Origin of the sequence: Cellulosimicrobium sp. NPDC057862, from assembly GCF_042797035.1 — a bacterium.
Taxonomy (GTDB): domain Bacteria; phylum Actinomycetota; class Actinomycetes; order Actinomycetales; family Cellulomonadaceae; genus Cellulosimicrobium.
On record NZ_JBHVMH010000011.1, the window covers coordinates 68,890 to 80,965 of the forward strand.

Below are 12,076 nucleotides of genomic sequence, written 5' to 3' on the forward strand. Positions count from 1 at the left end.
CCGGGGACGGGCCCCGGGGCGGTGCGGCGTCACGCCGCAGGCGTCACTTCACGGCGCCGGCCGTGACGCCCCGGGTGAGCGTGCGCTGGAAGATGAGGAAGAAGATCAGCGCGGGGATGAGCGAGACGAGCGCGCCCGCGTTCGTCGTCGGGGCGTCCATCATCCGGTCGCCCTGGAGCGACGCGAGGGCGATGGGGATCGTCTGGGTGTCGTTGGTCGTCAGCATGACCAGCGGGATGAAGAACTCGTTCCACGTCCAGATGAAGAAGAAGATCATGAGGACGCCGAGCGTGGGCTTGACGATCGGGTAGACGACCTGCCACAGGATGCGCCAGCGGCCGGCGCCGTCGAGCTGGGCGGCCTCCAGCAGCGCGGGCGGGAACGTGCCGAGCACGGACGCGAGCAGGTACGTGCCGAACGCCGCCTGGATGACGGTGAAGATGATGATGATCGACCACTGCGAGTTCGACAGGCCCACCTTCTGCGCCATGTCGAACAGCGGGTAGATGAGCGCCTCCTGCGGCAGCATGTTGGCCACGAGGAAGAGGGTGACGATCCAGAGGCGGCCCTTGATGCGGCCGACGCCGATCGCGTAGGCGCTGAGCAGCGACAGGAGCGTCCCGAACACGGCGACGAGCGCCGAGATGAAGACGGAGTTCCAGAGCTTCTGCGGGAAGTTCGTCCGCGTCCAGAAGTTCTGCACCCCGTCGAGGTAGAGCTCCTTCGGGATGCTCAGCGGGCCGTCCTGGGAGTACTCGGCCGGCGACTTGAACGCGTTGAGCAGCATGATGACGAACGGCGACAGCATGAGCAGGGCGACGACGATCGCCGCGGCGAGCACGAACCAGCGGCCGACGCCGCGACGGTAGCGCTCGTCCTGGCGCGTGGCCCGCAGCGGGCGGCGCGACCCGGACGACGACGCGGGCGCCGTGGGCGTGCCGCCCGCGGTCGGGGTGGTGGTGACGGTGGACATCAGCGGCCCTCCTGCTCACGACGCTCGGCGCGGCTCTGCAGCGCGAGGATCACGACGGCGACGACGATGATGACGAGGGTGAGCACGGTCGCCACCGCGGCGCCGTAGCCGACCTTCGACTTGTCGAAGAAGTTGAGGTACGAGTAGTAGCTCGGGACGAGCGTCGAGCTCTCGGGCCCGCCGCGCGTGAGCACGTAGATGGGACCGAAGACCTTGAGCGCGGCGACGGTGCACGTGAGCGTGACGACGAACGTCTCCGGGCGGATCTGCGGGATCGTGATGGCCCCGAAGCGGCGCCACCAGCCCGCCCCGTCGAGCTCGGCCGCCTCGTACAGCTCGGGGTCCACGCGCTGGAGCGCGGACATGAAGATGACGACCGGGTAGCCGATCTGGACCCAGATGAGCACGAGCATGACGCTCGGCAGCGCGGTCGTCGTGTCGCCGAGCCAGTTGGGCGGGTTCTCGATGCCGATCCCGCGCAGGATCACGTTGAGCGCGCCGGTCTGGGCGTTGAGGATCCAGTTCCACAGCACGCCGGCGACGGCGACGGGCAGGATCTGCGGCAGGTAGTACGTCGCGCGCAGGAACGCCGCGACGCGCGGGCCGAACCGGCGGCCGAGGTAGTCGAACAGCACGGCCGCGAGGACGAGGCCGATGAGGGTCGGCGCGACGACCATCGCGAGGATCATCGCGATCGAGTTCTGGAACGAGGTCCAGAACGCCGAGTCGTTCATGAGGTCGGCGTAGTTGCCCAGCCCGTACCAGCGCATCGGCGCCATGCCGCCGCGCCACTTGAACAGGCTGTAGTAGACGTTCATCACGAACGGGTAGCCGATCACGACGACGAACGCCACCGCGCCGGGCAGGAGGTAGGGCAGGTACGGGAGCCAGGCGGGCCGGCGACGGCGGCGGGGCGCCGCGGTCGCGCGCGACGCCTCGCGCGCGGGGCCGGGCCCGGCCTCGGGCACGGTGTCGGTGCGGGTGGTCATGACGGTCTCTTTCGCGGGAGGTCCTCGGGTGGGGTGCCGGGCCGGCCGGGGCGATCGTGGGATCGGCCCCGACCGGCCGGGCGCGTGCGTCCGCTCAGCTGTCGAGCAGGTCCGCCTTGCCGTCCACGTACGCGGACTCGAGGCCGTCGAGCACCTCCGTCGGCGACTTCGACTGGTTGATGAGCGACTGCAGCTCGCTGACGATCACGTCGTAGTAGCCGGGCACGGGCCAGTCGGGGTAGAACGCCAGGCCGTCGTCGTCGAGGATCGCCTGGAAGTTCTCGGTGAGCTGCTGCGTGCGCTCGTCCGTGATGACGGACGCGTCACCGGCGACGGGCAGGCCGCCCTTCTCGGCGAGGATGTTCTGCACCTCGGGGCGCAGCGTGATGTCGATGAACTCCTCGGCGAGGTCGGGCGAGTCCGCGTTCGCGGGGACGACCCAGAGGTTGCCGGACGAGCCGACCTGGAGCGTGTTGCCGGGGAAGTTGAACTGGCCCCAGTCGGCGTCCATCTCCTCGACGATGCGGCCGAACCACCACGAGCCGGAGACCATCATCGGGTAGGTGCCGTTGATGAACGACACGCCCATGTCCTCGGCGGTCAGCGCGGCGGAGTCGGACGCGACGTAGCCGTCCTTGATCCAGGAGTCGAGCTTCTCGGTCGCCTGCGTCATCTCGGGGCCGTGGAAGTCCGGGTCGCCGTCGAAGAGCTGGTACTGGTCGATGAAGTCGCGCTCGGAGTTCGCGAGCACGAGCTCGTACCAGAGCTGGCCCATCGGGTACTCGGCGCCGGCCTCGGCCAGCGGGGTCACGCCCTGGTCCTTGAAGGCCTGCATGACGGTCTCGAGCTCCTCGAGCGTCGTCGGCACCTCGAGCCCGTACTGGGCGAACATGTCCTTGTTGTAGTAGACCTGCACGAACTCGCCGTAGTTCGGGACGCCGTACCACTCGCCCGAGCCCATGAGGCCCTGGTCGTCGTAGGTCGCGGTCGTCTGGAGCGAGCCGCTGAGCTTCTCGTCCCAGCCGCGCTCGGTCGCCGCGTCGGTGAGCGGGGTCAGCAGGCCCTGCGCCGCGAGCTGGCCGGCGGTCGCGTTGCCCTTGTTGTACTCCATGACGTCGGGCACGTCGTTGCCGGTGAGGACGATCTTGGCGTTCTTCTGGATCTGCTCGAACGTCTGCTTCTCGACGACGACGTCGACGTCCGGGTTCTCCTCCTCGAAGATCTCAATCGCCTTGGCCCACGCCTGGCCCATGGCGGAGTCCTCGTTCTCGTAGTGCCAGATCGTCAGGGTCTGGTCGTCGGACCCCCCGCTGCCGCCGGTGCCCCCGCACGCCGCCAGGGCGAGTGGGAGCGCTGCCACGGCAGCGACGAGCGAGATCTTCCGGGATCGCAGCATGTGCGTGTCCTCCTCATCGAGTTCCGGCGCTGGAGCCGGAGGGTGACCGGGGCATCGCCCGGCCGGTCGGTTCAGCGAGCCTCGGGCTCGCGGTCGTCGTCGTCCGGTGCCCGGCCGGCCGCGGGGGCGACGCTGCTGCCGGGTTCGAGGACGCACGGGATGAGCACGTTCGGCGTGCTCGGACGGGAGCCGTCCACGAGGGACAGCAGCTTCTGCACGCCCAGGCGGCCGAGCTCGGCCCCGGGCGCGTGCATCGTGGTCAGCGGCGGGTTGCTCATCTCCCCGACGCCGGGCGACGTGACGATCGACAGGATCGACATGTCGGCGGGGATCGCGACGCCGCGCTGCTGGAGCTCGGCGACGACGCCGAACGTCGCGATCTCGTTCATGGTGACGAACGCCGTGAGGCGCGGCTCGAGCTCCAGGAGCGTCGCGACGGCGTCGCGGCCCGCTCGCGGGGACTCGTCGACGCGCAGCGCGACCGGCTCGAGCCCGCGGCGACGCATGGCCGCCTCGAAACCCTCCTCGGCGCGGAACGTCGGCGCGTAGCCGTCGTCCGCCGTCGCCTGCGAGTGGTTCACGAGGGCGACGTGCCGGTGCCCGAGGTCCACGAGGTGCTGGACCGCGTCGTCCGTCGTGCGCTCGAAGTCGATGTCCACGGACGGCCGGTCCGTGACGTCGCGCGTCCGGCCGATCATCGTGTACGGGACCCCGGCCTCGTCGAGCACGTCGACCCGGTCGTCGTCGAGCGCGACCTCCATGAGCAGGACGCCGTCCGCCATCCCCTGGCGCACGAGGTCGCGGACCTCCGGCGCCTGGGTCGTGCGGAAGGGCCACAGCACGAGGTGGTAGCCGTTCTCGCGCGCCGTCTCCGCCGCGGACGAGACGAACTCGGCGACCGTGCCGCCGAGGCCCTTCTCCATCGCGGGGTAGATCAGCGCCAGTACGTGGCTCCGGCGCGACGCGAGACCGCGGGCCATCGCGTTGGGCTGGTAGCCCAGGTCGGCCATGGCGTCCTCGATGCGGCGCCGCGTGGCGTCGGAGACGGGACGGGTCCCGGACAGCGCGTAGGAGACCGTGCTCAACGAGACCTGCGCGCGTCGCGCCACGTCCTGCATCGTCGCCATCGTCACCACTCCCCTGTGGTCCGGTCCGGCGCCTCGTCCGTCGAAGCGCTTCGTCGAAACGCATCGTCGAAGCGCTTCGCTGTTACGAGTATTGGATGAACAAATGAGGAGAGTCAAGCCCGTGGAGCAAGAACACGCTCTCCCGTTCGAGGCTTGCGCCCCGACCTGCGGCGACGCCGGAGACGATCCGCCAGCCCTGCGAAGCGCCGAACCCGGGCATACCGGTGGGTTCGACCCGCAGATCGCCCGCAACCCCGGGTTCGCCGAGCTCCCCCGACCAGACGAACCCGGGGTCGCTCCTCATGGGACGGGCTGGGTGAGGAGCGACCCCGGGTTCGGCGGTGGGGTCGCGCGGTGCGACGGGTTGCGCGCGAGGCTCAGAGCGTGAGGTCGACCGGGTCGCCCGCTCGCAGGACCTCACGCACGCGCAGGTCGGCGTCCGTCACGACGACGTCGGCGCGGCGGCCCGCGACGAGGCCGCCGCGGTCGTCGAGGCCGAGCACGCCCGCGGGGGTCCACGACGCGGCACGGACGGCGTCGACCAGCGGCACACCCGCCTCGACCGTCTCGCGCACGACGTCGAGCAGGTGGTAGGTGCCCCCCGCGATGGCGCCGCCCTCGGTGAGCCGTGCGACGCCGTGCGCGACGGTGACGCGCATCGGCCCGAGCTCGTACGCGCCGTCGGCCATGCCCGCCGCGGCCATCGCGTCGGTGACGAGCGCGACGGCGTCCGGCCCCGCGACGGTGCCGTCGGCCCCGACGTGCGACCCGACGAGCTCCACGACGCTGCGGATCGTGCCGTGCGCGAGGTGCGTGCCGTCGGCCACGAGCTCGACGACGAGCTCGCCGCGCGCAGCGGCCGCGAGGCACGCCGCGATCGGGCCGGGCTCACGGTGGTGCAGGGGGCGCATGCCGTTGAACAGGTGCGTCGCGGTCAGTCGCGCCCCCGGCCGCCCGGCAGCCGCGAGCGCCGCGACGCCGGCCGCGATCGCCGCCTCGGTCTGCTCGGTGCTCGCGTCGGTGTGGCCGATCGACGGGAGCGCCCCGACCTCGACGAGCGTCTCGATCACTCCCCCGGTGCCGACGACGCCGGGCACCTCGGGCGCGACCGTCATGGTGCGCAGGTAGCCGCGGGCCGCCGCGGCGATCGCGCGGACGAGCTCGGGGTCGCCCTCGAGCATGTCGTGCGGGTTCTGGGCGCCGCACCGCACCTCGGAGAGGAAAGGCCCCTCGAGGTGGATGCCGACGATCTCGCCCGCGTCGGCGAGGTCCGCGAGGTTCGCGGTGCGCTCGAGCAGCACGTCGCGCGGGGCGGTGACGAGCGAGGCGACGAGGCTCGTCGTCCCGTGGCGGAGGTGCTCGCGCGCGGCGACGCGAGCCGCGTCGAGGGTCTCCGCGTCGGGGAAGCTCGACCCGCCGCCGCCGTGGTCGTGCACGTCGACGAGTCCCGGGAGCAGCGTCGCGCCGTCGCCGTCCGGCAGGTCGGCGTACCCGGCGGCCGCGGCGTCGGCCCGGGCGCCCACCCACGCGACCCGCCCGTCCTGCACGGCCACGACGCCGTCGTCGACCACTCCCGTCGGGGTGACGACGCGGCCCACGAGGACGCGCGCGGTACCGGGCTGCTGGTCGGGACGAGGGCTGCGGGCGTCGGTCATGGGCCCATTCTGGCGCACTTCGTACACCCGGCGTGCAAACTCGTGCGGCCGTGGACGCGGACGGGCCGGGAGGCGAGACGTCAGCGGTCGCGCGACGTGAGCAGCCGCCGCGCGCCGCGGCCGAGGTGCAGGGCGAAGAGCCGCTGGAACGTCGGCACGGCGAACGCGAGCGGGCGCACCCACCACAGCACCGGGCGGCTGAACACGTCGATGCTCCACCACAGGTCGCCCGCGTCGTCGCGCTCGACGGCGAAGCGCTCCTCCCCCACGAACGCGTGCCCGGGCAGGGTCCCGTACGCGAACGCGACCCGGTGCGGGGACCGCTCGACCCACACGACCTCGCACGGCTCGTGGAGCCGCACGCGCCCCACGCCGAGGAGGGTTGTGACGCGCACCCCCGCCTCAGCGACCGGGGCGTCGGTCTCGAGCCGCACGCGCGCCGCGGCGTGCACACGCCACGTGAGGAGCTGCTCGCCGAGCCACGCGAGGTCGTCGGACGTCCGGGGCCGGTCCGAGATCCGCCGGCGCACGTGCAGGTGGCGATACCCCGCGGGCCAGGTGTCCGTCCGGGTCGCGCCGACCTCCGGGTACGTGAACGTCATGCCGCACTCCCCTCCGGGGCCCGTCCGGGCCCGCGTGTCGTGTCTTGTCCTGCGTCACAGCGCTCCTCGTCCGCGCCCTCCACCTCGTGCGGGAGCGCCGACCGGGCCGCGAGGACCCGTAGCCCGAGGAGGGTGCAGAGCACGAACCCGAGCGCGTTCGCGACGCCGTGCGTCGCCGCCATGACGTCGAGGCTCGGGTGCGCGAGACCGAGCGCCTCGCCCGCGGCCCACCAGAGCGCGAGCAGCATCGACAGCCCGACGACGACCGCACCGGTGCCGAGCAGCGCACGGGCGCCCGCCTCGCTCGCCCAGCCCCCGGTAGCGGTCGGCTGCCCGCTGTCGGCCGGGTGCGCCGGACCGGTGGGCCGCACGAGCGACCGGACCGCCGCGACCGCCGTCGCCCACAGGGCGAGCGTGAGCACGCCCGCCCCGACGAGCTCGGCCACGTCGCCGAGGAAGTAGCCGACCAGCACGAGCACCGTCCCGAGCGGCACGCCCCATGCCCCGGCGGCCGCGAGCCGGTCGGTGGCCGCGAGGCGCGCGACCGTGCCCGCGACGAGTGCCGCGCCGAACCCGGCGTAGAGCATGTGCGGGACCGTGAGCGCGAGGTACGTCCCGGAGAACCCGAGGAACCCCCACCCGGCGCGCTCGGCGACCAGCGCGCTCGCGCCGACCGCCGGCATGACCAGCGCGGTCACGGTCGCCGCGCGCGACGCGCGACCCACCGCGAGGGCCCGTCCGTCGCGCACGTCGCGCGCCGTGCGCACCGCCAGACGTGCGCCGGCGCCGGCGAGCACGGCGGTCGCCGCCGCGAAGACGAGCGCGAGAAGGACGGACGCGGTGCCGTGCGGCAGCACGACCCCGGCGGCCCCCGCGGCCCCCGCGAGGGGCCATGCCACGCTGCGCGCTGCAGGGACGACGTCGGGTCCCAGGAGCCGGAGGCCGAGCGGCAGGACCACGACCATGCCGAGGATCACCAGGCCCGAGACGAGGGCCGCACCGGCGGGGCTCACGCGCCCACCTCCGGCTCGCCCGCGCGCTCGCGGGCCGCACCCTCCGGGACCGACGCCCAGGGCGCGCCCGGGTGGACCGCGCGCACGAGGCGCAGGACGTCGTCGACCACACCGCGCGCGACGGGCAACCGCGCGAGCCGGACGAGGCTGCCGACGAGCGCCGCCCCGCCGTCGACGAGCCGACGGGTGCGCGCGAACCCGGGCGAGGTGTCGTGGACCCAGTAGAGCGTGATGCCGAGCTGGGCGAGCCACAGGAGCTCGGGGAGCTGGGCGCGCAGCCGCTCGGGGACGCGCGTCGACGCCCCGGCGACGACCTCGTCGAAGAGCGCGCGGGAGAGGTCGCGCGACGCGGTGGAGGCCCCTGAGAAGGGGCTCGCGTCCGAGCCGGGTCGGATCGCCACGGACACGAACTCGCCGCCGAACGCGTGGAACGGGGCGAACGCGTCGACCGACGCCCCCCAGACGCCGCGCAGCCGGTCGGTGAGCGGGCCGCCCGCCGCGAGCACGGGAGCGGAGCGCTCGGCGTGCTCGCGCTGCACCTCGAGGTAGAGCTCCTGGACGAGCGCGTCCTTGGACGGGAAGTGGTAGTACGCGTTCCCGGTGCTCACGCCCGCCTCGGCGGCGACGGCGCGCATGGTCGTGCGCTCGTACCCGACGTCGCGCAGCATCCGGACGGCGACGTCGCGCAGGTGCGCGCGCGTGCGCTCGGACTTCGGCGTCGCACTCATGCGGGTACCGCATTTTTGAACATGTTCAAAAACTACCACGGGGCGACCGGCGCCCTGGCGCGCGACAGGCCACCCGCGGCCGCCTGTTGTTTTCTGTTTGCTCTTGTGGGAATCTGTGGCCGACAGCGCAGTCAGGTCCCCGCGCCCGTGACCCGCGCGGGACCCGCTCTTCGACGACGAAGGACACGCATGCGACGACCACGCTCGACGGGCGCCCTGGCGCTCGCCTCCGGCCTCCTGGCCCTCGCCCTCGCGGCACCGGCGGTCGCGGCGACGACGCCGGTTCCCGCGGCCGCCCCGGCCGCGTCCCCGGGCGCCACGACCGACGACCCGACGACGCCCCTCGACCGGCCCGAGGTCGGGCCGGGAACGTCGTTCGTCGACGTGGGCGAGAAGCTCGACGGCTACGCCGACCCCGACTGGTACGCGGCCAACGTCCCCGTCGTGGACCTCCCCGACGCGGACGCCGAGGCGGTGTACTACTACCGCTGGCGCGTGCTCAAGGAGCACCTGCGCTACACCGAGCCCGGCACCGGCTGGGTCCTCACGGAGTTCCTCGACTGCTGCGGCTACGCCGCGCCGTTCCAGGCCATCAACGCGGCGGCGGGCCACCAGCTCGCCGAGGGCCGCTGGCTGCGCGACCAGCGCTACCTCGACGACTACGAGGACTACTGGCTCACCGGGCCCGGCCAGATCGAGCCCGCGCAGAACCCCGAGGCCGCCGACTGGGCGCACCAGTACTCGTTCTGGGCCGTGTCCGCGATCGTCGAGCGCGCGAAGGTCACCGGGAACCTCGACCGCCTCCGCGCGCTCCAGCCCGAGCTGGAGAGCTTCGTCGAGGACTGGGGGAACCAGTTCGACGCCGACCTCGGGCTCTACTGGCAGACGCCCGAGTACGACGCCAAGGAGAGCTCGCCCGCGTCGTACGTGACCGACCGTGACTACGCGGGTCGCCACACCTTCCGGCCGTCCATCAACGCGTACCTCTACGGCGACATGCTCGCGCTCGTCGAGGTCGCGACGCTCAACGGCGACGAGGCGACGGCGACGGAGTACCGCGATCGTGCCGCGGCGCTGCGCGAGGCCGTGGACACCTACCTCTGGGACGACGACCGCGACTTCTTCTACGACGTCGTGGACTGGGAGAACCCGGACCACGAGCCGCTGCGCGACCGGCTCGACGTCGGGTTCGTCCCGTGGAAGTTCGGCCTCGCCTCGCCCGAGCAGGCCGTCGCGCTCGACCAGCTCCTCGACCCGCAGGGGTTCGCGGCGCCGTACGGCCCGACGGTGACCGAGCGCCGCTCCCCCGACTTCTGGCGCTCGTCCGACCAGGGCTGCTGCAAGTGGGACGGTCCGTCGTGGCCGTTCTCGACGTCGCTGACGCTCGACGGCGTCGCGACCGCGCTGCGCGACGACGCCGCGGGCGACCTCACGCGCGTGGACTACCTCGACCTGTTCGACACCTACGTCCGCACGCAGTTCCGCGACGGCGAGCCGTACGTCGCCGAGGCGCACCACCCCGACGAGGACCGCTGGATCTACGACGGGAACAACCACTCCGAGGACTACCTGCACTCCAGCTTCGTGGACCTCGTGCTCCAGGACGTCCTCGGCCTCCAGCCGCAGTCCGACGACTCGCTCGTGCTCGACCCGCTCGTGCCCGCCGACTGGGACTGGTTCGCCGCGGAGAACGTGCCGTACCACGGGCGCAACGTCACGGTCCTGTTCGACCGCGACGGCTCGCGCTACGGGGCGGGTGCGGGCCTGCGCGTCTACGTGGACGGCGAGCAGGTGCTGCACGCCGGCGCCGACGCGGTCGCCGCGGGTGCCGACCCGGTCGAGGTGCCGGTGCCGAGCGGCGACCCGCAGCGGCTCCCCCACGCCGTCAACACGTCGGCGAACCCCCTCAAGAACGCCTACCCGCGACCCGTCGCGTCGTACACGTGGCGCTACGACGACGCGTGGCGCGTCCTCGACGGCAAGGTCTGGTACGACGAGGTGCCGCAGAACACGCGCTGGTCGAACTACTCCTCCCCGAACGCCCGCGACTGGCTCGGGGTCGAGTTCGCCGGACCGACGACGATCGGCGACGTCCGCTTCCACGGCTACCAGGACGCCGACGCCGTCCAGCCCGCCGCCGGCTACGAGCTCGAGTACTGGGACGGCGCGGCCTGGCAGGTCGTCCCCGGCCAGACGCGCGTGCCCGAGCAGCCCGTGGGCAACGGCCTGAACCGCATCACGTTCCCGCCGCTCGAGACGACGAGCTACCGCGTCACGTTCGACGCCGCGCCCGGCAAGTCCGTCGGAGTGACCGAGCTCGAGTCGTGGAGCCCCGTGTCACGGGCCGTCTCGGCGCGGGTCGAGGCCGCGGAGCCCGCCGTCGGACGCGCCTCGCGCGTCGACGTGACGATCTCGTCGCGCGACGACGCCGTCGCCGGTGCCGAGGTCGCGCCCGACCTGCCGACCGGCTGGACGGCCGTCGCCGTGGGCGAGGCCGGCCCGCTCGACCTCGAGGCGTGGGACCGCGCGACCCGGTCGTGGGACGTCACGCCCGGGCCCGACGCCGTCCCCGGCAGCGAGGCGCGGATCGGCGCCGTCGTGCGCTGGGGCGGGTCGAGCTTCCCCGAGGAGGCACGCGCGACCACGACCGCCCGGCTCGCGTTCGACCCGGACTGGTACGACGACGTCGTGCTGCACGACGACTTCGACGCCGACACGACCGCGGACTACGCGACCTTGCGACCCTCCGGCGAGGCGCTGCCCGCCGTCGCGGCCGGGGACGGCGCGCTCGCCGCGACCGGCGACGCACGCTACTGGGGGCTGTACGGGCACCGCACGGCCCGCGCGACGCCGTCGTCCGTGGTGGTCGCGGAGATCGGCGCGTTCTCCGGCGCGGGCACGCAGGAGGACTCGCTGTTCCTCGGCCTCGCCGCGGCGGACCGCACCTACGCGCTCGCGTGGTTCAACCACACGAACGTCGCCTCGGGCCTCGACTACGTCGGGGGCGCGGACGGGTCGTCGCCCTACTTCGGCCTCCGGGGCTACGGCCCCGGCGACCGGGTCGCGCTCCAGGTGAACGGCGCGCGCGTCGACGTGTTCGCCGAGGAGGACGGCGAGTGGACCTGGTACGGCGGCACGACGACCGGCGGTGCGCTCGACACGTCCGACCCCGACGTGCTCGCCGGGCTCCTCCCGACGATCGGGTTCCGGGCCGACCGCGGCACGGTGAGCATCGCGTCGTTCGAGGTGCGCTCCCGCTCCGCCGGCGCGCCCACGCCCCAGGTCGACGTCACCGCGGTGCCGCGCTGCCTCGCCGGCACGGCGTACGTCGCGGTCCGGGCGTCGTACGTCGGCACGGGCGGCGCCGGGGCGGGCGACCCGGTGGACGTCGAGCTCGGCACGCCGCTCGGGTCGCGCACGGTCCCGGGCGTCGCGCCGGGTGCCAACGCCTACCAGTCGTTCTCCGCACGTGCCGCGTCGCTCGCGGCGGGCTCGGCGACGGTCCGGGTGACCGACGCCGCGGGGCGGGTCGCCGAGCACGCGGCGCCGTACGCGGCCCTCACGTGCTGATCGGTCGGCGAGGCCTCCGGAGC

Annotated in this window: 9 protein-coding genes; 1 reads left to right on the top strand and 8 read right to left on the bottom strand. The window is 73.3% G+C overall.

From position 1 onward, the window contains the following. Positions 1 to 43: 43 nt before the first annotated feature. The 8 genes from ACFVN3_RS14360 to ACFVN3_RS14395 all read right to left on the bottom strand — a co-directional run bounded on the left by ACFVN3_RS14360 (position 44) and on the right by ACFVN3_RS14395 (position 8,483). On the bottom strand, positions 44 to 973 hold the full coding sequence (locus tag ACFVN3_RS14360) for a carbohydrate ABC transporter permease (RefSeq protein WP_378233576.1): 930 nt from the start codon (positions 971 to 973) through the stop codon (positions 44 to 46). After that, positions 973 to 1,962: a carbohydrate ABC transporter permease gene (locus ACFVN3_RS14365; protein WP_378233578.1), complete on the bottom strand. Its 990-nt coding sequence runs from the start codon at positions 1,960 to 1,962 to the stop codon at positions 973 to 975. The genes ACFVN3_RS14360 and ACFVN3_RS14365 overlap by 1 nt, the downstream gene beginning before the upstream one ends. Positions 1,963 to 2,056: 94 nt before the next feature. Further along, positions 2,057 to 3,358, bottom strand: a complete 1,302-nt coding sequence (locus tag ACFVN3_RS14370) for an ABC transporter substrate-binding protein (protein WP_378233579.1) — start codon at positions 3,356 to 3,358, stop codon at positions 2,057 to 2,059. A gap of 71 nt (positions 3,359 to 3,429) precedes the next feature. Beyond that, positions 3,430 to 4,485, bottom strand: coding sequence for a LacI family DNA-binding transcriptional regulator (locus ACFVN3_RS14375; protein WP_378233581.1), 1,056 nt, complete (start codon positions 4,483 to 4,485; stop codon positions 3,430 to 3,432). 377 nt (positions 4,486 to 4,862) lie between these two features. Next, positions 4,863 to 6,140 carry an N-acetylglucosamine-6-phosphate deacetylase gene (locus ACFVN3_RS14380; RefSeq protein WP_378233582.1) on the bottom strand — a complete coding sequence of 426 codons (1,278 nt, stop codon included), beginning with the start codon at positions 6,138 to 6,140 and terminating at the stop codon, positions 4,863 to 4,865. Between the two features lie 80 nt (positions 6,141 to 6,220). Next, positions 6,221 to 6,742 (bottom strand): DUF1990 family protein, encoded by a 522-nt coding sequence (locus ACFVN3_RS14385; RefSeq protein ID WP_378233583.1) that lies wholly within the window; start codon positions 6,740 to 6,742, stop codon positions 6,221 to 6,223. Then, positions 6,739 to 7,755, bottom strand: coding sequence for a YndJ family protein (locus tag ACFVN3_RS14390; protein ID WP_378233584.1), 1,017 nt, complete (start codon positions 7,753 to 7,755; stop codon positions 6,739 to 6,741). The genes ACFVN3_RS14385 and ACFVN3_RS14390 overlap by 4 nt, the downstream gene beginning before the upstream one ends. Beyond that, positions 7,752 to 8,483 (bottom strand): TetR family transcriptional regulator, encoded by a 732-nt coding sequence (locus ACFVN3_RS14395; RefSeq protein WP_378233585.1) that lies wholly within the window; start codon positions 8,481 to 8,483, stop codon positions 7,752 to 7,754. The genes ACFVN3_RS14390 and ACFVN3_RS14395 overlap by 4 nt, the downstream gene beginning before the upstream one ends. Before the next feature lie 189 nt (positions 8,484 to 8,672). Here ACFVN3_RS14395 and ACFVN3_RS14400 point away from each other — a divergent pair, with 189 nt between their 5' ends. Next, positions 8,673 to 12,053 carry a glycosyl hydrolase family 65 protein gene (locus ACFVN3_RS14400; RefSeq protein WP_378233586.1) on the top strand — a complete coding sequence of 1,127 codons (3,381 nt, stop codon included), beginning with the start codon at positions 8,673 to 8,675 and terminating at the stop codon, positions 12,051 to 12,053. Positions 12,054 to 12,076 lie beyond the last annotated feature (23 nt).